We start from the raw sequence: 21954 nt of genomic DNA on the forward strand, positions 1-21954 counted from the left end.
TTTTTATTTTACCGTATTTTTGTAACTAATCGTTTAGCAAACATAAAAAACCATCGTTCCAGAAAGAAACGATGGTTTGAATGATATCAGGAAATGGATTTACGTTTCATCATCAAGGGTGTAAGCGACCTGAAGAACTAAATCCTGATCGTAATCGCCGAACTGCTTCCCAAATAGATTAACGCCGCCTTTATGGATCGCATCTGGCTTGACGCCGATTCGCACCCGCAAACTCGGCCGTTGATTGAGCTGTAAATCATGAATAGCGACATCGGAGATCTTTTGCATGTCCAATGTCGTACGCTCGTGGTCCACTCGCCATGTTTTCAACAAGCCGTATTGGGTCGTCCAGTCTTCCCACCAAGACGGATTTAATGTGCCCCGCCGATCCCCAAAGTCGCCTGGACTCGTCCACATGCCGATCTCGACGCCATTGATCCAAACGGAGATATCCGAAGGCCAGTCATTGTCGTAGTTCGGCGCTTCCGAGCACATTTCCATCGACAGTTCCAGCGATTGTATTCGTGCATTTTGCGGAACCTCCAGCGGAAATTGGTACTCCACATACCCTTTGCGAAACCACAAAATCTGCGCCGCTACATGCTTCGGGTGGTAGAAGCTGGCCGGTTCATCTTCCCGAACCAACATCCCTTCGCTGGACGCCATGCCGCATGTTGGATGAACCTCGCAATCGCTGTAATGACCAATCGGCATTTCGACCTCATAAAACTTCATCCCGTCTTTCGACGTCCGGATGCTCGTATTCAAGGAGATGAGAATATCATCATAATTTCGGCTGCACACCTTCATCGCTCCGCGTACAGCTGGAAGCAATTCCGTATTGATCAGCTTGGCCGCTTCAAGCACCTTGACGTTATTCGCTACCGTTGACACAGGCAGCTCTAACGTCTCGGCAAGTTCAATGATATTCATGCTCCGCGTGTTGAGCAAGCGAAGAATGTCCACGCGGGAACGCGTGGAAAGAGCGTGAGCCACCTGAACCAGCTTATCCGGTTCGTGTATACCGACTTCCAGCATAGGAACCTCCGTATCCGTATTCCCAATAAATGATCTTACTTTCTTGACTTTACTACAAAAAGCTGTAATAAATCAATATTCATAAATTTTATCATTGTTTCGGAACCATCAACGGCATAATGTCGAAGGAGTCCAGCTCAAACTCCCCTCGATCCTTGATGAACCGCAGTTTGTTCACCCCGTCCTTCAGTTGCATTCTCGCGGTAGACAACCCCCAATTTTCCCAGCCTTTCGGCAGGACGGCAAGCGTGACGGGCGATTCCGAATTGACGGTTAATTCTACGTAAGATACTTCTCCGGCAGCGCTCCCGTTGGCCGTTCTTGCCAACAGGATATATTCTCCCGCCGTTGCTTGAACAGAGTACTCGGCATAGCCATCCTCCGACTCGAACCGCCCCGCCTTCTTTCCATCGGAACCCGAAGAACTCTCTAAGACGGACACCCCCTCACCAAACATCCCCGTCTCACCTTCATAGCGAGTACGATCCACCTCGCCGGAAGGCAAGGTCAACGGAACGTTCGGATCAACGGGAACGCCGAGATTCGGCGTGTTATCCTCATTCCAGGTAAAAGACTGCGCCCGCACTTCCCGATTCCAGCCGGCATCCTTATATTTGGCTACATGATAAACGATCCAATCCTCCGTACCGTCAGGCGACGTGGTGAAGGAATGGTGACCCGGGCCGTACAGCCCATTGCCGGAGACGAAAATCGGCTCATCCCTCTTGTGCCATGAGTCTGGATTCAGCAAATCACTGCCAACCTCAGCCGTGATCAACCCTAAGCAATAATCGTTTGTCCAGCTTCCGCTCGCCGAATAGACAAGATTAAGGGTTCCGTTCCGAACCGCTACTTGCGGACCTTCATTTACCAGAGGGGAATGGTTCGTTTCCCAAGCGTAGGTCGGACGAGCGATTTCCACACGTTCGGAATCGATCGTCCAGGGGTTGCTCATATGGGCGATGTATAGATTTTGACTGACATTGACGTCCCCTTCCCAGCCGGACCAAATCAAATACAACTGTCCGTCCAACTGCAGCACCGTACCGTCGATCGCCCAACGGTTGGTCGAGTCGGTAATTTGCCCTTTTTGCTTCCACACGCCTTGGGTGGGATCGGCCGAGGTATTCTCCATCACGTACATGCGGTGGTTCACGTTGTCCCCGTCATCCATCGCGTAGTAGATATACCAGGCTCCATCGATATAATGAAGCTCGGGAGCCCAGATGCCGTGGCCGCCCGTCGGGATCACCCTCCGGGGAGCTGCGTCCACGCCGGTCAAGCTGGCGCTTTTCCAAACCGTGACATCGCTGCCGGTCGTTTTCGTGAAGTAATAATAACCGTCTGAATGCTTATAAACCCATGGGTCTGCCCCGTCCTGCATCAAGACATTATAGAAATCGCCCTGTTTCGCACCACCGGTGCCGGAAACAGTACACCCTACCTGCGAAATGAGAAATAAACAAATGGCAGGCAGCAGCGCTTTTCCGAATCTTCTTTTTTCCATTCTTATGCTCATCCTTTAATCGACCCGACGTAGACGCCTTTGACAAAATATTTCTGCAAGAAGGGATACACGACTAGAATCGGCACCGTGGATACGACGATCGCACAGTATTTCACCAGTTCACGGAAAGCGGTCGAGCTTTGGGCACTGTCGATGACAACGCCGCCCGCGCTGCCGATCGTTGTTGCCGTGGAGTCGTTGGCGACTAAAATTTCCTTCATTAATAATTGCAACGGGAACAACTCCCGATCTTTAAGCAGCACCATCGCATTAAACCAGGAGTTCCAGTTCCCCACCAAATAGTACAGGAAAATAACCGCTAAAGTAGCCTTGGACAGCGGCAGAATCACGCGAATCAAAATGGCTGCCTGGCTCGCGCCGTCGATGGTTGCCGCTTCCTCCAGCTCAGCCGGCAGAGCCTGGAAGCTCGTTCTTAAAATAATGATATTCCATGTGCTTAGCGCCGTCGGTAATATCATGGCCCACAGATTGTTATACAAATGGATATCTTTCATTAATAGAAACCAAGGAATTAACCCGCCGCCAAAAAACATCGTGATCGTGATCAGAATCATGATGAAATTTTTGAAGTAGAGATCTTTTCTCGATAGGACGAAAGCGCCCATAATCGTCATGACCATGTTGACCAGCGTGCCTAGCCCTACGTAAATGATCGTATTTTTGTATCCGACCAGCAGGCTGTTATCTTTAAAAACCAGCTTATACCCGTCCAGCGTGAATCCAAGCGGCTTTAATAAGATTCCGCTATGTGCCATAAGCGCCGTTGGGTTGCTGACGGAGGCGAGCAATATATGCAGCAATGGATAGAAGCAAATCAACGTTATGGCCGTCAGTAAGGTATAGTTCATGGCGTCAAAGACGCGATCCCCGGTCGACCTCGGCTTCCAATGCCGGGACTTCAGCTTTTTGCGACCGGACAAGGCCATCCCCTTCTCTACCATAAGCTCACCTCCGAAGTGCGTCTGGCGATTCGGTTCGTCGCCCACAACAGCGCAAAGTTGATTATGGCACTAAACAAGCCGACTGCGGTTGAGAAGCTGAGACTGGCCTCTCGCAAGCCCCTGCGATAGACGTAGGAGGCAATCACGTCCGCCGTATCGTAAGTGAGAGGGTTGTAGAGCAAAATAATTTTCTCGTATCCGGAAGCCATCAGTCCGCCAATCGCAAAAATAAACAGGATGACGATAATCGGAGTGATTTGCGGCAGCGTAATGTACCACATCTTTTTGATTCTACCGATGCCGTCGATCTCTGCCGCCTCGTACAAGGCAGGATCGATCGAACTCATCGCGGCCAGATAAATGATGCTGTCCCAGCCGATGTTCTGCCAGATGCCGGAGAACGTGTAAATCGGCCTAAAGAAGGAAGAGTACCCGAGTAGCGACGTGTAATCCTTACCCGTAATCCACTGCAGAACTTGCGTCACGACACCTTCATCTGCCGTGAAGATATGAATAATCCCGCAAACGACCACCAAGGAAATGAAGTGCGGCATATACGTGATCGTTTGTACGGATTTCTTGAATTTTCCGTCGCGGATTTCATTAAGCATCAGCGCCAAAATGATCGGGGCCGTAAAGCCAAACACGATTCCCCACACATTCAGGAGAAGCGTATTTTTGATGACCCTCCAAAAGTAAGGCCCCTGAAAGAAATCAATGAAATGCTTGAAACCGACCCAGTCGCTTTCGGCAAATCCAAGCAGCGGCTTATAATCCTTAAAGGCGATGAGAACGCCCCACATCGGACCGTAACAGAAAACAAGGAACCAAGCGACCACCGGAATGGCCAGCACGTAGACAAACCAGTTCTTCCTCAGATCCTTTTTGATCGTCTTTCTTGTGTTATTGAGCTTCGGAGCCCCTGCGGGGGCGATTTTTCTTGATTTACGGACGATCTCCATGAACGAATCACCTACTCTTCTTTCCGAATTCTCTGAAACAATAACGAGGGGCCCAAGCTCACTTACGCTCGGTCACCCTCGTTATCTTTCATGTCTTTCAGGCTGTACGGCAATTATCTGTTGTTATAACGGTCCAATGCGGCCTGATGAATGCTCAGGAATTCGTCCAGCCCCATCTTTTTGGCTTCGTCCAGGAATTTGTCGTATGCATCTACCGCAAGCTCACCTTTGATAATTTTGGCGAAATATTCTCCTCGCAGAGTGGACAATTGGTTACCCAGCTCCGCTTCCCGTGAGGCTTCTTCTTTCGTAAACGAAATCGGAGGCATGGCCGCGCTCGTATCCATATTCTCAGTCCAATCTTTCCGGATCTCCCCGGAGTAGCTGCCTTTGGCTACGATCAGTGGGTTGGAGTTATGTTCATCGCGAATGTCCGGCCAGACATGTCTACGATATTTATCCAGTGCAACTGCGACCGGTTGGCCATCCGGGTCGTTGTACATATAGCTGTTTTCCGGGTAATATGGTTTCCCGTTCTCATCGATGAGATGAACCGTGCCGTATTCGCCGTAGTTATAGATCTCCCAGCCCTTCTTCGTATAGGCGAAATCCAGCCAGGCCATCGCCGCTTCCACGTTCTCGGCTTGGGTCGTAATCGCAGCTTCGGTCCCCGTCCGTTTGAAGTTCTTGTACGTCGTTGCGGCTTTATCCCCTTTGTTCAGTACCGGGTTCAGCGCTCCAACGAAGTCGATATTGTTCTGTTCTTTCCAATAACTCCACATCGTATCGGGCGAATCCATCATGACAGCGGTCTTGCCCGAAATGGCGCTGGACATTCTTTGGTTGAAGTCGGCCGTCGCCCAGTCTTTGTTCAGCAGCCCTTCTTTGTTCCATTGCTGCATCATCGCCAAATATTCTTTCGCTTTAGGTTGAGCGGGACCCCAGGCTACCTTGCCGTTGCTGTCCAAGAAGGTCCAATCCCACACGCCATAAGCGCCATTCAGAATCCCGGTAAAGATCTGACCGTAGTTGGATCCGTAGTTCAACGGCTCGCTGTAACCCACTTCCTTCGCTTTGGTCAGGAAGGCGTGCCATTCATCAATCGTTTCGGGTACCGGAAGACCCGTTTTATCCAACGCTTCCTGCTTGATCAGCATGCCGAACCACATCCATTCCGAATAAGGAGCAATGCCGTAGAAACCAAGCAGTTTCCCGCTATCTGTGACCGTCGTTTTTCTTCTTGTCTCGTCGGAGTTACGCCAAGCGCTATAGTTCGGCGCGTTCTTCTCCATTAAATCGGTAAGATCCAAATACGCTCCATCATTGACGCCTGCCTCGAAACCTCCCGGATACCGTCCAGGCTCGATGATGATGTCCGGCAAGTCACCGGAAGAGATCATCAAAGTAAACGCATCTGCCTCCTGTCCTACCGGCGGAGTGATGAAGTTGACTTTAATCCCCGTCAATTTCTCCACTTGCTTCTGAATGGCGTGATTGTTCATGTCCGGGATGTTGCGGTTGGCAGGCATCCAGACATCCAGCGTGACATCCCCTTTGAAAGGATAAGCGGAGTAGTCGTTCGGAATTTTCTCATCAAAGATGTCGCCTAGATAGGTATCGTTCAGCGTCGTATTGATCTCATTGATTTGATCCTGAGTCGGCGCCGTATTGCCGCGGATGTCCTGACTAATGTCCGTAAAAGATGTTTCGTTGTTTGGTTGTTCTTCAGAGACTTTCTCGGCGTTATTGTTCTCGGAAGCTTTGTTTGAACCGCCCCCGCTGCACGCCGTAACCATAGAGATAGCTAGAATAAGAACGAAAAGAAAACCAAAGATACGTTTCGATTTGTTATTCATAGGATCCTCCCATTTATTAATCTCAAACTCAACGAACCCCTGCGACCACTGCTTCTTCTCACCGCCCCTTTCGCATGAACTCAAACCCCTCCACAAACAGATCGACCACCATGAAGTAATATTATTGTTTTATTACAATAATTTTGTATCTTTGCGTTGATTATAATCCCCGCACGATCCTATGTCAACGCTTTCATACGGATAGTTATCGATTTATTTAAAGAAATCAACTCATATCTCAATACATAAGATTAGTTCCAAAAAAGTTGTAACAATATTCATGTGTTTCATTCGCCAGCAGGCCGGGAAATGAGGATGCCAACCCCGGTTGGTATCCCGAAATCGGGCATCCCGTTCGATTTCCAACCAAAGCTTTGAATTCTTGTACTGCGGGGAGCACCCGCCGAACGTTGTTGATTCGTCTCGGAATAATCATAAGCGTGGTAAACAATCCAATCCTCGGATCCGTCCGGGGATACGGTAAAACTGTTGTGTCCCGGCGCGTAGACTCCGGCGGATGGATGCTTAGCGAAGACGGGACCCTCCTCTTTGATCCAAGACTTTGCGTCAAGCAGGTCTGCGGATTCCGGAATCTTCGTCATCCCAAGGCAGTAATCGTCCGACCACGTCGCACTCGCCGAAAAGACGAGAAAAATCCACCCGTTGCGCCGCAAAAAGACAGGCCCTTCGTTAATCGCCATTCCGCCTTGCTTCTCCCACGACGCGGTTGGAGCCGTGATCAATACATTGGGACCGGTTAAGGTCCACGGATTGGTCATCCGGGCAGCGTAGATCGCTGAACCGTAATCAGGGAAGCGGCCGTATCCAGAATAAAAGAAATACAGTTCCCCCTGATGTTGGAGCACGGTTCCGTCGAGGCCCGGAACTTCCGTATTCACTGCGCCTTTAAAACACCACTCACCGTTTATCGGATCATCGCCCGTAAGCTCAAGCACGCAGATGCGTCTTGTGTCGTCCCCCCCGCCGTCGTTGGCTGTATAGTAGATGTACCAGCGTCCATCGATGCGGTGCAGCTCCGGCGCCCATAGGTTGCGGGAAAAAGGTCCGTTTGGCTCAGGAACCCATACCGTCTTCGCTTCAACCTGGCCGAGTCCGCTCAGCGTTTGGCTGTGCCATAGGGCGATGCGGTCTCCTAAAGTGACCGACATATAGTAACTTCCATCGGGATCCCGAACGATCCAGGGGTCGGCACCGTTTGACAAAATCGGGTTTGAAAATGTTTTTTGCTCCATGTTGTCCCTCCTAAGTTCGAACTACGTCTGAAAGATTAATAAATATTTGCTTTATTACAAACATTTTATTTTGTTTTCATCACCATAATCCCATCTTAGGAGATTGTCAACGTTTTCATTTCTAGTTCATCTTGTGAATCCAGAAAAAGCCATCTGCTCCCCGCAGGGGCAGATGGCTTCATTTTACTTTTGCGACCGCTGGATTGCCGTTAGTAGCAGCGCCTGCTGTTCCAGGATATCGTTTAGCATTTCGTACAAAGAGTCCAGGGTGATCTCGGTTGATTTGAGGTTTTGTTGCTTGCGATAAGTGGATTTATGTTGGAGCTCCTCCACCTTCACGCGTAGCGGATCGGCTGGAATATGAAAATGCGCTCTGGCAGCCGGCTTCTTAGTTGCCATCTACGACCACCACCTTTATGTCACCGTTGCGGTCGAGACCCACTGTTTTTAAGGCATAAGCCCCGGGTTCATCGCTGCTGATCGTGACCTCCGCAACGCCTTTCGCCGCCTTCACGGATTGTCGTACCCCGTTTAGTTCAACGGCCACCTCCTCGTTAAATTCTTTCTGCACCTGTCCCTGCCAATCGACGACGGTGATTTTCACCGTTACCGTATCTTCGCCGTTCGCCTGAATTTGCGTCTTATCCGCCTCCATGCGGGCAAAATTCCCCGTGAAGCTGCCTTCGGCGTACCGCGTAAACAGCAGGTTTCCACTCCGGTATTGCTGCTCACTGACCGAGATCAGGTTCGGCGCTTCGACTTCCCCGGCCAATTCGCTCACCGCGTACACCCGGCCGTCTTCATCAATCTGCGCATAGTAATTAGGCAAACTCAATCACCTCCCAGGAAATCTCCGCATAGGCCTCGTAAAATCCCTCATAGAAGTTAAATCGTAATTTGTTGTTGTCGATCAACCTTGCGCAAACCGAACCGTCCATCATAGGAGAAGTTTGGAACCAATGAGACAACCCGGATGTGGTGATGTTAACGAACGTCTTCTGCGGGTTTACCGCGGAGATCGTCACCTCTCTCACTGTGGATCCCGTTCCGTTCGGGTAAAAATAAGCAATGCTTGCCGAACCTCGCTGAACATTTTTGATCCCCACGCCTTTCCACTCCGATCCATTATGAAATTGCAATAATCCTTGATAGATCCGGAAATCCGGACTGCTTTCCTGAGCTCCTCGGCTTAACACGCCAAATCCCGAAACAAACGAGTTCCCTGATGTTTCATCCGGTTCCGTAACCGTTAGCCGCACATACGAGCCGCCGAACAACTGATCAAATGGATGGTATCTAGGCAATGCTTCGGCAGCAGGCCGGGTATAGGCATAGGCTCTTCTCCATGTCGTTTTGTCGCTGCTGATTTCGACATAGAAGCTTTTGGGAGGAGTGCCCCAGTTATTGTCGAAACAGATTCCTTCGATTTCCGAAAACTCGGCCCCAAGCTCCACGGTCATCGATTGCGGAAAGGTTGAATAAGCCGAGAATAAAGCCCAATAATGATCTCCGTATTGATAATATGGCGTTGTCGGACTGCCGCTGACCGAACCCGCGGTCACAGTCACCTTTTTGTATTTCGCTACGTTGCCGCTGAGTCGCCCGGATTTTAGATGCCTGCGGCATAGCGTTTCCCGCGCGACCCGATCCCCGGTTACGGCGGATAAAGCGATCCGGTCCGACGTTACCGCCCCGACTGAGATCCCTTCGGTGCCGATTTGCGGCGCATCGCCGGCTTTCCCGGTATGTCGATGGCCTCCCGTCGCACGAAATAAAGCATCGATCGCTTCGATATTTTCGTTCTGAGCCGTTCTCCTGACCGTATCGGACGGCTCAAATGTAGTTAAACCGCTAGGCAGTTTTGGCATAAGTACTCTCCTTTCTTAGGTAACCTCATGATCGTTTTGCGCCCGGCTTCCATACTTCCAACTCATCCCAAGACATATCAAGCGCATCGAGCTTCTCCCAGGTTAAGTCAGCGGAATCCAGCTCCTCCCAACGCAAATAGGTAAATTGGAACACCAATTGGAGATGGGCTGGAACGATCTCACGCAACGCGTTTTGCATATCCGGCAAATTTGGCGGAACCCCGCGTTTGCCGATAAACGTGATTACCACTTCGTAATGGTTGAAATTTTCTTGTACCTGGATCTCCCCGTTCTCAAACGAATCCGCCACCTCTTTGATCACGGCCAGCGTTACAGTTCCGGCTCCCCGAATCTTCGACTTGATCACCGAGCGCCGCTGCTCCAGAGGTTTGTCTTCGTTGCTTGGAATACCGCAAACGGCTTCCCAAGCGGATAACCCCCAAGTCGCCCGATCGATAAAAAACTGATCCAACACCTCCCGAATCTCGGCATTGAAATCAATCAACTCTCGAGCTTCGCGCGTGATCAAATTACCGACGATGCCCAACTTTCCGCCGGCTTCCTTCGGCATATAGTAATCAGGTAAATCATCCATCATCTCATTTTGGATATTTCGTGCCATGACGGCTTTGCTTGGACTAGACAACAAAATTCACCGTCCCGGCCACGGCAACCTGCTCATCGCCGATATTCAAGTTCTGATTGGCCGCCCCGTTAATGGTTAGGTTCTTGAAGTCCGTAACAGCTTCAATATCGAGAAGCAGGCCAAATATCCGGTTATAAGGGACCACTGGGCTTTGGAAGGCCAAGTCGGCCAGAAACGCTTTTAATTTCTCGCTGAACAACGCCTTGACGTTCGCCAATACCGCCCCTGAGGCCAACGTCACATTCGCCGTCACATTGATTTTCACTTCTTGGGCTGGAACTACGGTGACTGAAGCTCCTACCGGCCGCCGGGTATCCACGGCCTCCCTTACATCCTGCACGATGGTCGGATTAGGGGCGATTTTATCCTCCGACAACACGCACAACTTCACGGTTCCGCCGCCGTTCCAGACAGGGAACACCTTAACGTCGCCTACCCCGCGTACTTCCAGCGCCCATTGGCGGTAGTGCCAAGCATTGCCGCTAGTGGCAGGCCGGCGTACCCGGTCGAAATAACGAACCAGCAGCGATTCATCCGATTCCGTCTCCGCACCGTTTACGAATTCTTCCGGGTTGGTCACCGTTACGATCCCTGACAAATTTCCCAACACCAGCTTGATTCGGCCCTTATCCACGTTGCCCCGTTTCCCGCCGGCGGCAGCCACGGCCTTTACCGTCGCCTTCTTTTGCTGAATGATCCCAGGTTCGGCCGTGACAAAAACGACCGCTTCCTCTTCATCCGTCGATACGGCGGTTCCTTCCGGGATGATCGTATCATCATCACCGGTAAACACCAGCTTCCCTTCCGCCTTCACACTCGGACGCCGGGTTAATCCAAGCTCTCCGGCACGGAGATCCAAATACTCGGAAGGCTGATCCGGGCCGACAAAGCCGAATTTCAATACCTGGTCCAGCTCGATATAGGCATGCGCCAATTCAATGGCCGCAGGGGACAGCAAATCGAAGGTGATGGATCCCTGCCGGGTATCGATTTCCTTCGGCGAAGCATCCCGCATCCGATGCAAAATCGCTTCTTTCGTCTGATGTTCAAACACGTTTATATCCTCACCTCCTGCCGAACGGCCCCTTCTGTTGTATGAACCGTAAAGGTCACGAACAGCTTATCGTTCTCCCTAACGATTTGAAATTGGTCTACTGAGGCGACGCGATCATCCTCCCGCAGCGCTTCGGTGATGACCCTCGTGATTTCGCTTTTAAGCAGCTGCTGGGAAATGTCCTGGCCCAGCAGGCTTTCGATTTCGCAGCCGTACTGGCTGTTGTAGATCAAATATCGGTAACGCGCCGTTTGAATCGCCTTGCGAATAAACTGGCGAACGGCTTCCGTTCCGTCAATGATCCGTTCGATCACCTGGCCCGTTTCAAAATCGAGAGTGTAGGTCCGGGAAGGGAGCGTTGTCGGCTTAGCTTCCTCATAACGCTCCTCCCTTCTTTGCAGCGGAGACAACGCCATCAGTACATCACCGCCCGATCCAAAATAAGATAGGTTTGCCCTTGATGAATGCCGGCCACAATCACACGATCATCCTTCTTCAGTTCATCCGTGAATTCGAGTTCGGCTTCTTGTACCGTCAAATTTGCGGAGGACATGCCAAAGGAAGTGAATTTCGTGATCTCACCACTCCCGCTTGATACGACCAAAACGGATGCCTGAGTGATGGATGTCGAAGACATCTCCGTCTTTCCCTCACTCTTCACGTTCACCTTCCGCTTATAGCTCGTTAAGGATTGAGCCACGATCAGATCATCCTTCTCCAGCTCTACGTTCATATGATCCACCTTAATCTTCAGCTCAGGCGGCGGCGCCGTCACCGTCGCCAATTCCAAGGTAATGTCCGAATTGTAGCCGATGGCTCGGATTAATTGCACAAGCTGGCTCGCCCCCGAGCCTTCGATGCGTTCCATTAACCCGCCCCCTTCTCTTCCTTGTATTCTAATTTGGGAATATCATCTGTTGCCGACAAGGTTAACGACATCATGTGTTTGCCATGCTCGAAGCGATGTTCGTCGGCCGAAACGTAATAGCCCCCAAGAATGCCTGTTACAGATTCCTTAACGTACACACACGAGCCGGAAACCACGTCGGCGATTCCTAAGCAATCGATCCGTGCCTGATCCTCGATGGTCGCCAAATCCTTAAGCAGTTGTTTGGCGCGCTGCTCCATCTGCGAAGAGGTCATCGCTTGATCCGGTTTCTCCAAATGCTGCATGACGCCAAACTTCCGGATGAGTTCCGAATCCTTGGCGCTGGCAGACAGCTCCTTCTTTTTCCCGTCCTCACCGATGACCTTGATTTGGGTGCGCGTTTCTTCGATGGATTGCGAGTAACTAGCTCCCAGTAGATTAACTCCGTTTTCCAGCACCCACTTCCCCTTCTGTTCCTTGCGTGCCAATACCTGCAGCTTCCCTTCCCTCGACGTAATCCAGAATCGCTGCCCGTTTTGCTTTGCGGATTCGGTCAAGGCTGTCACCATCATTTCAAACAGCGTCTTGTCGCGTAAGACCAGCTTCGGGATGACGTAACCCGTATCCTGAACTTCCCCCATCGGAATGGAGAACTCGTTGCACAGTCGCTTCACCACCGCAGAGGCCGTTTGACCGCGAAAGATTTTCGTATCCTTGCTCTTGGTCAGGTAGATGTTTTCGTCGTAAGCCGTTAGGGACATCTGGCCTTTGGAGTCGATCTCATCGGCAAACAGGACGCCGCGAAACAGCTCTTGATCGTCCAGGAGAAAGCGCAGTTCCCCGCCTTTCTGGAGCTTCATGTACAGTTCGCGAAGATCTCCGGTATTGGACAATTCAACCACCAGCTTGCGAGCGGCCTGTTTGATGTCGCCGGACCAATTCACGGATTTGACGATGGGATCCAAAAAAACGTCTTGCTCCTCATCCTTGTAGGTCACGCTCCAGCTCATGAGGGAATCACCAGCTTCTGGCCGGGAACGATCCGATTCGGGTCTTTACCGATCTCGGTTTTGTTTGCCGCGTAAACTTCCCTCCACCGGTCGCCGTTGCCGAGCGTACGCTGCGCGATTTTCCACAACGTATCCCCAGGGATGACGACGTAGGAGGCCGGAGGCGTCTTCGTGTCAGGGCGATATTCGCCCGTAATCACCATCGCTTTCCCTGACCCGGACGTCTCCACCTGACGGAACTGCACTTCCTTGTACTCCTTCAACTCCAGTTCAAAAAAAACGTCGCCTGGATTCCCCGCGCGTTCGCTGTACTGGAAGGAGCGGATGGTCACCAAGCCTTTGAGCTTGGTTCCCGTAATGTCGAGGCGGACCGGACGCCGGCTTCTCATCCAGGCCTCGATCTTCTCCACGGTTGCCCAGGGATCGGGCAAGGACTCATATTCGCAATATCCGGGGTGGTAGTCGCGAGGAAAAAAGGAAGCAAACGAATATTCCTTCAGGACCGCTTCCCCGATGACCGTGTATTCTCCCAGCTGTGTTACTTGGATATCCTCGTAGCCGTGAGAGCTTTTGACCGACACCTGCTCCGGATTCACCGGCAGCCAGAGCCACTCCTTCTCATCGATCGTCTTCAGCCAAAATTCCAGCGATGCCATTACGCCATCAATCCTCCCGCCGCTTTGATTTCGCGGGCCAGCGCTCTAGCGATCGCATCGATATCGGATTCCTGGCGGACATGAAACGTATTGCCCGTGATCGATATGGCAGCTCCCCCACTCGCCCCGTTTGAGAATTCCCGGTTCTCGGAGGCTGTCATAATACGTTCACCCTTGTGCAGCCGGGCCATCATTCCGTCGTAAGGCACATAGGACATGCCGTGATAACGGCTCGTCGGCGGACCGCCGTTCGATGTCGCGGTATTTCCGCCGGCTCCCCCATTCTCGTCACCGCTGAAAATATCGAACACGCTGAGGAAGGAGCTGATTTTATCCTTCACTTTGTTAACCTGCTCGACGATCCAATCCATGTGATACTTGAACGCGTACGCCAAGCCCGCCACAGCCACCCCTACCAGCAGGACCGCGGCGATAATCGGAAGAAATGGCGCAACGGCCGCCCATCCTGCCACCGCGGAAGCCCATAAGGCCGGCGCAAAAACGCCAAGCAGCAGGGCGGCTATGGAGCCGATCGTAGCCAGCACGATATCCCCGTCTCGAGTTAATACTTCAACGACGGAAGCCAGGGCTTCACCGAGGGGCAACATCGCTTCCCCTAACGGGGCCAAAGCGACCGTAATTCGGTTCTGAAGCATATCCCATTTATCGCCGAAGGTTTGGACTTCGCCAGCCTGGTTCCGAATCGCGTTGCCCGCTGTACTCATCGCCGCGACCACCCCGCCGAATTCAACCTGCCCGTTCTTCAGGGCGGCCACCAGATCGCCGCTGACGCTGTGACCAAAGTATTGGGCAGCCACAGCCGCAGCCTCCGACTCGGTTGCTGCCGCTTTGATCTTGGCGGTAATGGCGGCAAGGCCTTCGCCCTTTACATCCTTCCGGAGCGCATCCTGAATCGGGGTTAATCCGGAGGACTGCCATTTGGCCATCAAGGCCATCGACTGCTCGAAACTAAGTCCCATCTGCTGCAAAGGTAGGCCGAGCGAGCCCATATTTTTGAGCAAATCGCCCATTCCCGCACCGCTGACGCGGCTCGCAGCGAAAAACTGGTCCATCATCAAAGTCCCTTCGCCGGCTTTCTTCCCCCAAACGCTCATGACCGAAGCAGCCGCGTTGGCTGCTTCAGCGCTGTTTGCTCCGCTTAACCGTGAGGCGTCCAGCACTGTTTTGGACATTGCGGTCAACGTGGTCCCCGTAAGTTTGGCTTTGCCGCTCAGCGTTCCCATCACACTGGCGATTTCGTTCAGATTTTGCGGCACCTGCCCGCCTAGCTCTCGCAAAGACGCGACCATACCTTTCATTTGGCCAGGACCGGCCATCGATGCCGCCCGCAGCGTGCCAACCGCCGTGCTGAATTCCTTGGCTGCCGCAAGCGACCGATCCTGCAGTTGGCCAAGAAGACCTCCTGCCGTGCTGGCCGCAGACGAGAGCATTTTCTTCCGATCTTCCGGCAGGTTCTGAATCGCGGTGTTACCTGCGATATTTTGCAGCCGCTTCATCCCTTTTAGCTTCGGTGGAGCTTTCGGCCCTACCGGGAACCCGAGCTGCGCAGCCAAAGCATCGTCCGCCTTCTTCTTGGCCGCCGCAGCCCGTTTGTCCTGAACCTTCTGCCACACCCCGGCAAACGGCTTGCCAAGCGTCTTCGCCCCCTTGGATACACTTTCCGCCTTGGCCTTGACCGCCCAAGACAAATCCAGCATAAAGTTGTCGACGGCCGGCTTCATCGCAGCCAGCTTCTTCCGCATGACCCCAGCGGTAGCGCCCGTTGCCAGCTGCAGCGAAACGAATTGTTTAGCCACCTTGGCACTGGTGCTCTGCGTCGCTTCCAACTCTTTCCCGATGCGGGCAAACCCGCTGACCTGCTCAAGCTGGGACGTCGTTCTTTGCAGCTGGCTCATCATTTTGTTGAGCTTATTCAAGTCGTTTAACGTTGCTTTCGAAAAGTCGGGAATGCTCCCGCCTGCCGATGAGCTCAACCTCCTCGCCTCCCCTGTTCAGCCTTTACGGCTTCAGCCTGCGGGCGGCTCTCTCCTGCTCCTTGCGCGCCTTCTCCTCCTCTTCCAATTGCAGCATCATCGAGGCGTACATAAACCGTTTCACGTTCTCATCCTTGTTGTACACCTCATCCGGCGGCAGGTGATGGCGTTGAAAGATCAGATGCAGCAAGAAGGCTTCTCCGCCCGCTTTGATTAGTTTTTTATTTCATCTTCATCGCTGTCGAAGCCGCTGATTTCCAAAATTTCTGCGGACAGCTTGGCGATCTCGCCGGCCAGCAGCAACCCGAGGATCGCTTCGGTTGGCGTCCCGTATTTCTCAACCAACTCCTTGGCGGACCAATCCGGGATCAGGCACGCTTTCTGGATGACTAAGGCGCCGAACTGTTCATCGTCGAGCACTTTTTCCCGCTTGGGTCCTTTTCCGGTAAAGTGGGTGCACTGCTCCTGGATTCTATGAATCGTTTTGCCGTCCAGCGCCTGAATTTGAAAATCCACGCCCAGCCGTTTCATCGGAACGTCTTTTTTCGGTTTGCTGTCCGCCCCAAGCAAAGCTTGAAGCACGTTGTTTTGTCGGTTATCCGTAATCGCCATCGATCTTCATCTCCTTAAAATGGTGTATGCCTCGCGGCGGAGTAGGAAAGCGGAGAACCCGGGGTCTGGTTCGCATTCGCCGGGTACCCGCCCACCTGCCTCGCCCATTACTCCGCGACGAGTTTATCCAACAATTCGTAGCCGGTAAAATTAAAAGGCAGCTCTTCCTCCACAATGGAGCCGACTTCAAAGTGCATCAACGGGATCTTGTCGAAGGTAACCCCTTTCAACCGAACCCGGTAAGCCCCGTAGGACTCCGGATCCTCCAGCTTCAAGATCAGTTCCGTCGTAAATGCGCCTTGTTTGTCATCGGCGATTTGTCCGATGAGCTCGACGAATTCGGAGGTTACTTTATATCCGGTAATCGTCCCGGATCCGCTGAGTCCAGTCACTTTATGCGCCGTCCAGCGCGTACCGGACCGTTTGATTTCCTCCTTGGTAATTTCCACGTTGGCTTCGGCCGATTTAACGTTGGTCAACCAGCGGCCATCGTAATACACATATCCGAAAGTTCCATTGATCACTCGGGTTGAATCCAGCACTGATACCCCTCCTCATGAGATTGAATTCCTCTTCTACCTATACCTTGATCGTCAGGAAAATCCGCTCCATGCTGTCGATCTCCGTAAAGGCGATCAGCAAATACACGGTGTCGCCTTCCGACTGCCGGTCCGGATCCAGAGTTACCGCGATATCCGTCAGCACGTTGTTTAACTCCAGCCGTTCCAAATAAGCTTTCACGGCCGAGATCAGCGCAGCTTGCCCATCGGCGTTATTATCCAGCTTGCCGATATAAGCATCGGCGGCCGCCTTCGTAATGTCGGTGGAGATCGCTTGACGCGCCCGCATGGCGCGAACCTTCTTGCGGCTCGTAACCAGGCCTTGTTCCACCTTGACCTTCTCCCCGTCATGAACCAGGACAAGCGACCCTTTCTGCAAGGCGGCATGAATCTCCGTATTGCGCAGCCGTTTGGCCACGTCGCCTGCATACACCGGAGCATACGTAATCGATTTGTTGATTCCGGTCCCGGCGATTAATCCGGCGATATAAGGGGCGTAACGCGCAGAACTGTATACCGTTCCTTCGATATTGACGCCGCTGATTAAATTCACGGCATAATCGTCTGCCAGGTCCACGCTGCGTTGGTTGCCTTTCGCAGAATCCAGGTCGTCTTCGGCCTTTCCGCCGAATACCGTCAGGAAGTGTTTGCCTTCATCTTCGCGGCTGTCCGCGCACCATTTCAGCGTCGCCTTCTGCTCACTGGCAGGAACTTCACCTGGAAAAACAAATACGTTAAAATGCCGGGTACTAAATACGTCGCGAATCGCGGTGAAATCGGCAGCGGCCGGATCCCCTCCGCCGCTCGGTACAGGCACCGTATAAACGAGCACCTCTTTCGCCCCTCCCAAGAGGGCCAGGCGAATCGGTTCCACAAACGCATCGCCGAACCATTGGGCGGCTTCGGATTCTTTTTCCACTGTAAAAAATTGACCTGCGCCAGCTCCCTCATACTGGAACAACGGCAATGCCACCGTTCCCCGGGCGCCCCCTTTGATTTGCGCCGCGGCCGCCTCCACGAAATTGATGTACAAGCCAGGCCGTACCGGCAAGCTGGTTGTATCCCATGTTCCACCCATGACCTCATGCCACCTTTCAGTTGTTTGTCGTGCGAAATTCCATATGTTTGATTTTGTCTTGCGACCGGAAACGAACGGGTTCACGCGATTGAACCAGCAGCGTACCCTGGCATTTCCGCAAGCCATTCTCCAGCGGTTCGGCGGAGGTTATCGTAAATGAGTCCACCCGGATCGGTTTCGTCCCGGCACTTGCTCCTTCGTCTGAATCCGTACTTTCGTTCATCACGTATCGACTGAGCGACTCCATCTCATATAACGCCGTTTCCACCGTGCTCGCATAATACCCGATCGCATATTGGCGTTCGAGCAGCGTATGGCTTCTCGAATCGCTCCTGCGGACTTCCTGCTTCAGCAATACTACAAATTCCCCGGCTACAGGTTCGGCAGGCTCTTGGAACCAATGAACCGTAGAGTCAGGGAACCTTCTCGTGATCAACTCCGTTAAACCGCCAACCTCCTCGGCCAATAGCACGTCACGATCCCTCCCTTGGGCCGAAACCCTTTTGCCGCTTCCTGAGTATTTGTATAAACTCATCCCCCGTTTCTTCACATTGTGATCACTTCAGCTGACCATTCGGCCGCATTACGGATTATAGGGGGTTCCTCGACACGCCGAATAGGATGAAATTTCTTCACCTGGGGGTGAAGATAAATCATCCTGTTGCGGGGATCCGATCGTTTGTTATACTGGACTTACTTGTAAACTTCTGTAAGAGGAGGCTGGGAAATGGAGCCGATCCGTGTCATGCTGGTGGAAGACGATCCCTTCTGGAGGGATCATATCAGTGCGGATTTAAGCGATGAGCCAGATATAGAGGTGGTTGCCGTGACGGCCACGAAGGAAGAAGCGCTTGAAGCCGCAGGTCGGCGGAAGATCGACGTCGTGCTGATGGACATCAATTTGACGGGCAATCAGCTAGACGGCCTCGAAGCGGCGGAGCGGATATTGCGGCTTCCCTTGCAGGATTCGGTAAAAATCATTATGTTGACCTCCATCACGGATGCGGAAGTCATCATGAAATCGTTTCGCCTCGGCGCCATTAATTACATCAATAAGGCAAGTTATCAAGATATCCTGCAAGCGATTCGCGAAGCCCAGATCGGACGCGCCTCCATCCATTCGGACGCCGCAGGGATTATGCGCAGCGAGATGCAGCTGATGGAGTTATCGCCAACGGAACGCGAGGTGTTCGACCTGCGCCAGAACGGCCTTAGTAAACGGGAAATTTCCGAACGATTGCATAAATCGACCAACACGATTAAGTCCCAGCTGCGCAGCATAAAGAATAAACTGACTCACTTTAAGATGGATTAGCCCGATCGGCCCAAGCCCTTAACTTGCCGGTTGCCTTCAGCCTGCGGGAAGGATGGCTCGGCCGAAAGCGAATCGCCGGAAAGTGCAGGATGAACGTCGTTCCCTTTCCAGGTTCGCTCGAGACGGTTAACTTGCCTCCATGCTTGCTGAGAACGCTTGAGCAATAGGATAAACCTAGACCGTAGTTCAAGGCGTTTTTTTTCGTCGTAAAGAAAGGTTCGAAAATCTTGGACATATACTCCTGGGGAATGCCGTTCCCCGTATCGCTGACCTCGATCCGAAAATCTCGGCGCGAAGCGGCCGAACGCAGGGTGATCGTCCCGCCGGACGGCATGGCATCCAAGGCATTGCGAATCAGGTTGGACAGCGTTTCGCTGATATGAACCGCATCGCAAACCAGCCGGCCATCGGCTCCATATTCGGCGGACAAGGATACCGGACGATTCTCCACCAGCGTTGCTGCCGACTGGATCACGGAATCCATCAACGAGCCAACTTCGTATTCGCCTTCATCAAGGACGACATCCTCGGCTTTATCTTTGATTCGATTCACCATATGTAGCAAATGACGCGTTAACCCATGAACCTGCTCGATCGTATGGACGGCTTTGCCGGTCTGTCCCGATTGGAGGAGTACACCGCATTTTTCCGCCAAATAGTCGATCTTCTGGATCTCGTTCTTAATCGTATGGTTCAGAATCGATACCCCCATCGTCAGCGTGCGAATGGAATAATCCAGACGTTCCCGTTCGATGCGCAGTTTAATGCCCAGAAATCCGTAACGCACCGTGTAGAACAGAATGAGCGATACGGCACCTAAGATGACGATCACATTGCCATGCCACATGCCGTTGCTTTCCAGCTCAAGGCTCCACCATCCCAGCTTTAATGATTCGAAGCCAAGATAATCGCTGGTATACGCCCAGATCATAATGACTGGAAACAGCAGGATTCTTCTCCGGACGCGCCGCAGTTGCACATCTTTTTCCCGGGCATAGGCGCGGTAATAGAAATAGCAGCCCAGAACCACGTAGATCCCGTCCCAATAACGAAATCGCTCGACCTCAAACGTATTCCAGGGTTCAAATCGCAAATGAGCAAGGAGTAAGGCCAGCGCCCCAACGAAGCCGATTACCGACAGCCCCTGCTTCAACCGAAGCCCCATCGACTCGTTTAACCATAAACCGCCCATGAAGAACGTAAAGGGAAGGAGATAGAAATGAATGTTCATAGCGACCACCGTGGTGAGATAGAGCCATCGACTTACCGTTTCGGGCAGCCATTCGGCTCCATGAACGACCGGCATAATGGTCAGATGCATCGCGAAGGCGTAGCTGGCGGCCCCGCCGAGCAGCAGCGTTAAAGCAATCCAAAGTTGGCTTCTTCGGCGGTGAAACAAAAAAACGAGACCTAAAGACCAAAGGGATAAAAACATCAGAATATAGAAGATTTTCATGAACCGCAAACTCCTTCGCCTTGACGTTACATATTTACTATTATTTTTATATTCTTGAATGGATTCCCTATGAAAATAAATAATTCCTGCTATCCTTTTGGCTATTTTTTAGGAGTGACTAGGCCTTTCGGCATAGCAAAAAGAGACTCATTTCTACTCATCAAGTCAAGTAGGAATGAGTCTCTCCTATAGTCCGGAATGCTTAGGACTGCAAACTAGACGGGGAGTAGCGCATCCAACGCCGGCAGTTTACGCCCCTCGTAATCAAACAACGTCAGGTTGGCCCAGTTATTGTCATGTCCGACAGACCACTCCGATTTGGCTGGAATCCAGGCCGGCTCCCACCAGTAGAAACCGGCTCCCCAACCACCAGGCGTATCTCGGATAATTTGAAGAAAATCGCGTAAATAAGCGGCTTGCCCCTCCGGCGTAGCCGGATAACCGGCATGGGTTTGCTCTGAACTGTGGACGATCGGTTCCGGGATCGGCCCTTTCGCTAATGTCCAGGGATACGCCGTTTCGACCACGTTGATTTCCTTGCCAAACGTGGTCGCCAGCTTCGCGAGATTGGCGCGCAAATCGTCCAGTGTCCCGTGCCACCAAGGGTAAAACGACAGTCCGATCGTATCGAACTCGACCCCGTACTCCTGGAACCGTTCATAGAAAGCCACGCTGGCGGGCAAATCCCCGCCCCGGTCGATATGGATCATGACGTTGATCGAAGAGTCGACCGCTTTGGCTGCGGCGGTGCCGGCTTTGACCAGCCGGGCGAACTTCTTCCATTGCTCCGGCGTATCGAATTCACCGTCCACCTTGCCGTCATCCCATAGCATCCCGGGGGTGATTTCATTGCCGATTTGTACCATGTCCGGCAGCGTTCCTTGCGCTTGCAGTGCAGTCAGTACCTGCGTAGTGTAATCGCCCACCGCATGAGCCAGTTCGTCAAACGAAAGCTTCTCCCACGCCTTCGGCTTGAACTGCTTGGCCGGGTCCGCCCAGCTGTCGGAATAGTGGAAATCCAGGAGAAAATGCATCCCCAACGCCTTAATTCGTTTTGCCATGAGCAGTGTCCGTTCCAGATTGCAGAACCCGCCAGGCGGCTCGTTCCAGATCCGCAGCCGGATTGAGTTGACTCCGCTGCGCCGCAGAATGACCAGCAAGTCCTCTTTGGATCCGTCCTCTGTGAACGTCCCTCCGGCTGCTTCGATTTCGTCCAGAAACGACACGTCCATCCCGTTGATAAAGGACCCCGTCATCGG

The 21954-nt window shown here is 52.4% G+C and carries 24 protein-coding genes; 1 reads left to right on the top strand and 23 read right to left on the bottom strand.

What is annotated here, in order from left to right:
- Positions 1-99 precede the first annotated feature (99 nt).
- The 21 genes from MKZ15_RS19780 to MKZ15_RS19880 all read right to left on the bottom strand — a co-directional run bounded on the left by MKZ15_RS19780 (position 100) and on the right by MKZ15_RS19880 (position 18396).
- A complete protein-coding gene (locus tag MKZ15_RS19780) occupies positions 100-1038 on the bottom strand; it encodes an ArsR family transcriptional regulator (protein WP_155607812.1) in 939 nt (312 codons plus the stop codon).
- Positions 1039-1129: 91 nt separating this feature from the next.
- Complete coding sequence (locus MKZ15_RS19785; RefSeq protein ID WP_339817537.1) at positions 1130-2545, bottom strand: family 43 glycosylhydrolase; 1416 nt, start codon at positions 2543-2545, stop codon at positions 1130-1132.
- 8 nt (positions 2546-2553) lie between these two features.
- The gene (locus MKZ15_RS19790; protein ID WP_155607874.1) at positions 2554-3486 is read right to left on the bottom strand and encodes a carbohydrate ABC transporter permease; all 933 of its coding nucleotides are present in this window, start codon (positions 3484-3486) and stop codon (positions 2554-2556) included.
- Between the two features lie 14 nt (positions 3487-3500).
- Positions 3501-4469, bottom strand: a complete 969-nt coding sequence (locus MKZ15_RS19795; RefSeq protein ID WP_155607810.1) for an ABC transporter permease subunit — start codon at positions 4467-4469, stop codon at positions 3501-3503.
- 113 nt (positions 4470-4582) lie between these two features.
- Positions 4583-6325 (bottom strand): extracellular solute-binding protein, encoded by a 1743-nt coding sequence (locus tag MKZ15_RS19800; protein ID WP_339817538.1) that lies wholly within the window; start codon positions 6323-6325, stop codon positions 4583-4585.
- Positions 6326-6612: 287 nt separating this feature from the next.
- Positions 6613-7578, bottom strand: coding sequence for a glycoside hydrolase family 43 protein (locus tag MKZ15_RS19805; RefSeq protein WP_339817540.1), 966 nt, complete (start codon positions 7576-7578; stop codon positions 6613-6615).
- Positions 7579-7761: 183 nt separating this feature from the next.
- Positions 7762-7977, bottom strand: coding sequence for a hypothetical protein (locus MKZ15_RS19810; RefSeq protein WP_155607807.1), 216 nt, complete (start codon positions 7975-7977; stop codon positions 7762-7764).
- Positions 7967-8407: a hypothetical protein gene (locus MKZ15_RS19815; protein WP_339817544.1), complete on the bottom strand. Its 441-nt coding sequence runs from the start codon at positions 8405-8407 to the stop codon at positions 7967-7969. Before MKZ15_RS19815 ends, MKZ15_RS19810 begins: the two co-directional genes overlap by 11 nt.
- Positions 8400-9446 carry a discoidin domain-containing protein gene (locus MKZ15_RS19820; RefSeq protein WP_339817546.1) on the bottom strand — a complete coding sequence of 349 codons (1047 nt, stop codon included), beginning with the start codon at positions 9444-9446 and terminating at the stop codon, positions 8400-8402. Before MKZ15_RS19820 ends, MKZ15_RS19815 begins: the two co-directional genes overlap by 8 nt.
- 25 nt (positions 9447-9471) lie before the next feature.
- Complete coding sequence (locus MKZ15_RS19825) at positions 9472-10068, bottom strand: putative phage tail protein (protein ID WP_213623789.1); 597 nt, start codon at positions 10066-10068, stop codon at positions 9472-9474.
- 16 nt (positions 10069-10084) lie between these two features.
- Positions 10085-11146 carry a baseplate J/gp47 family protein gene (locus MKZ15_RS19830; RefSeq protein WP_213623735.1) on the bottom strand — a complete coding sequence of 354 codons (1062 nt, stop codon included), beginning with the start codon at positions 11144-11146 and terminating at the stop codon, positions 10085-10087.
- Between the two features lie 2 nt (positions 11147-11148).
- Complete coding sequence (locus MKZ15_RS19835) at positions 11149-11562, bottom strand: DUF2634 domain-containing protein (RefSeq protein WP_339817554.1); 414 nt, start codon at positions 11560-11562, stop codon at positions 11149-11151.
- The gene (locus MKZ15_RS19840; protein WP_339817556.1) at positions 11562-12014 is read right to left on the bottom strand and encodes a DUF2577 family protein; all 453 of its coding nucleotides are present in this window, start codon (positions 12012-12014) and stop codon (positions 11562-11564) included. Before MKZ15_RS19840 ends, MKZ15_RS19835 begins: the two co-directional genes overlap by 1 nt.
- Positions 12014-13024: a hypothetical protein gene (locus MKZ15_RS19845; RefSeq protein ID WP_213623732.1), complete on the bottom strand. Its 1011-nt coding sequence runs from the start codon at positions 13022-13024 to the stop codon at positions 12014-12016. The genes MKZ15_RS19840 and MKZ15_RS19845 overlap by 1 nt, the downstream gene beginning before the upstream one ends.
- The gene (locus MKZ15_RS19850) at positions 13021-13680 is read right to left on the bottom strand and encodes a LysM peptidoglycan-binding domain-containing protein (RefSeq protein ID WP_213623731.1); all 660 of its coding nucleotides are present in this window, start codon (positions 13678-13680) and stop codon (positions 13021-13023) included. Before MKZ15_RS19850 ends, MKZ15_RS19845 begins: the two co-directional genes overlap by 4 nt.
- On the bottom strand, positions 13680-15674 hold the full coding sequence (locus MKZ15_RS19855) for a phage tail tape measure protein (RefSeq protein ID WP_339817560.1): 1995 nt from the start codon (positions 15672-15674) through the stop codon (positions 13680-13682). Before MKZ15_RS19855 ends, MKZ15_RS19850 begins: the two co-directional genes overlap by 1 nt.
- A 25-nt stretch (positions 15675-15699) precedes the next feature.
- Positions 15700-15864: a hypothetical protein gene (locus tag MKZ15_RS19860; RefSeq protein ID WP_204801157.1), complete on the bottom strand. Its 165-nt coding sequence runs from the start codon at positions 15862-15864 to the stop codon at positions 15700-15702.
- Between the two features lie 23 nt (positions 15865-15887).
- A complete protein-coding gene (locus MKZ15_RS19865) occupies positions 15888-16286 on the bottom strand; it encodes a hypothetical protein (RefSeq protein WP_193417745.1) in 399 nt (132 codons plus the stop codon).
- A gap of 107 nt (positions 16287-16393) precedes the next feature.
- Entirely contained in the window at positions 16394-16828 is a 435-nt protein-coding gene (locus tag MKZ15_RS19870; RefSeq protein WP_059040798.1) for a phage tail tube protein, read from the bottom strand.
- 37 nt (positions 16829-16865) lie between these two features.
- The gene (locus tag MKZ15_RS19875; RefSeq protein WP_213623729.1) at positions 16866-17924 is read right to left on the bottom strand and encodes a phage tail sheath subtilisin-like domain-containing protein; all 1059 of its coding nucleotides are present in this window, start codon (positions 17922-17924) and stop codon (positions 16866-16868) included.
- A 16-nt stretch (positions 17925-17940) separates the two neighbouring features.
- Positions 17941-18396 carry a hypothetical protein gene (locus MKZ15_RS19880; RefSeq protein ID WP_339817564.1) on the bottom strand — a complete coding sequence of 152 codons (456 nt, stop codon included), beginning with the start codon at positions 18394-18396 and terminating at the stop codon, positions 17941-17943.
- Between the two features lie 255 nt (positions 18397-18651).
- Between MKZ15_RS19880 and MKZ15_RS19885 the strand changes: the two genes are divergently transcribed.
- On the top strand, positions 18652-19239 hold the full coding sequence (locus MKZ15_RS19885; protein WP_213623727.1) for a response regulator transcription factor: 588 nt from the start codon (positions 18652-18654) through the stop codon (positions 19237-19239).
- On the opposite strand, the gene MKZ15_RS19890 is transcribed toward MKZ15_RS19885, so the two are convergent.
- Together MKZ15_RS19890 and MKZ15_RS19895 are read right to left on the bottom strand one after the other, a co-directional pair.
- Entirely contained in the window at positions 19226-20695 is a 1470-nt protein-coding gene (locus MKZ15_RS19890) for a HAMP domain-containing sensor histidine kinase (protein WP_213623726.1), read from the bottom strand. The genes MKZ15_RS19885 and MKZ15_RS19890 overlap by 14 nt on opposite strands.
- Before the next feature lie 215 nt (positions 20696-20910).
- The gene (locus tag MKZ15_RS19895) at positions 20911-21951 is read right to left on the bottom strand and encodes an arabinogalactan endo-1,4-beta-galactosidase (protein ID WP_339817566.1); all 1041 of its coding nucleotides are present in this window, start codon (positions 21949-21951) and stop codon (positions 20911-20913) included.
- Positions 21952-21954 lie beyond the last annotated feature (3 nt).

This window comes from Paenibacillus sp. FSL R7-0216, from assembly GCF_037969915.1.
GTDB lineage: Bacteria > Bacillota > Bacilli > Paenibacillales > Paenibacillaceae > Fontibacillus > Fontibacillus rhizolycopersici.

Bases quoted from the DNA above. Each gene is read 5' to 3' on its own strand.
- MKZ15_RS19780 (WP_155607812.1), bottom strand. From the start codon at position 1,038: ATGCTGGAAGTCGGTATACACGAACCGGATAAGCTGGTTCAGGTGGCT.
- MKZ15_RS19785 (WP_339817537.1), bottom strand. From the start codon at position 2,545: ATGGAAAAAAGAAGATTCGGAAAAGCGCTGCTGCCTGCCATTTGTTTA.
- MKZ15_RS19795 (WP_155607810.1), bottom strand. From the start codon at position 4,469: ATGGAGATCGTCCGTAAATCAAGAAAAATCGCCCCCGCAGGGGCTCCG.
- MKZ15_RS19800 (WP_339817538.1), bottom strand. From the start codon at position 6,325: ATGAATAACAAATCGAAACGTATCTTTGGTTTTCTTTTCGTTCTTATT.
- MKZ15_RS19805 (WP_339817540.1), bottom strand. From the start codon at position 7,578: ATGGAGCAAAAAACATTTTCAAACCCGATTTTGTCAAACGGTGCCGAC.
- MKZ15_RS19810 (WP_155607807.1), bottom strand. From the start codon at position 7,977: ATGGCAACTAAGAAGCCGGCTGCCAGAGCGCATTTTCATATTCCAGCC.
- MKZ15_RS19820 (WP_339817546.1), bottom strand. From the start codon at position 9,446: ATGCCAAAACTGCCTAGCGGTTTAACTACATTTGAGCCGTCCGATACG.
- MKZ15_RS19825 (WP_213623789.1), bottom strand. From the start codon at position 10,068: ATGGCACGAAATATCCAAAATGAGATGATGGATGATTTACCTGATTAC.
- MKZ15_RS19835 (WP_339817554.1), bottom strand. From the start codon at position 11,562: ATGGCGTTGTCTCCGCTGCAAAGAAGGGAGGAGCGTTATGAGGAAGCT.
- MKZ15_RS19840 (WP_339817556.1), bottom strand. From the start codon at position 12,014: ATGGAACGCATCGAAGGCTCGGGGGCGAGCCAGCTTGTGCAATTAATC.
- MKZ15_RS19845 (WP_213623732.1), bottom strand. From the start codon at position 13,024: ATGAGCTGGAGCGTGACCTACAAGGATGAGGAGCAAGACGTTTTTTTG.
- MKZ15_RS19850 (WP_213623731.1), bottom strand. From the start codon at position 13,680: ATGGCATCGCTGGAATTTTGGCTGAAGACGATCGATGAGAAGGAGTGG.
- MKZ15_RS19865 (WP_193417745.1), bottom strand. From the start codon at position 16,286: ATGGCGATTACGGATAACCGACAAAACAACGTGCTTCAAGCTTTGCTT.
- MKZ15_RS19875 (WP_213623729.1), bottom strand. From the start codon at position 17,924: ATGGGTGGAACATGGGATACAACCAGCTTGCCGGTACGGCCTGGCTTG.
- MKZ15_RS19885 (WP_213623727.1), top strand. From the start codon at position 18,652: ATGGAGCCGATCCGTGTCATGCTGGTGGAAGACGATCCCTTCTGGAGG.
- MKZ15_RS19890 (WP_213623726.1), bottom strand. From the start codon at position 20,695: ATGAAAATCTTCTATATTCTGATGTTTTTATCCCTTTGGTCTTTAGGT.
- MKZ15_RS19895 (WP_339817566.1), bottom strand. From the start codon at position 21,951: ATGACGGGGTCCTTTATCAACGGGATGGACGTGTCGTTTCTGGACGAA.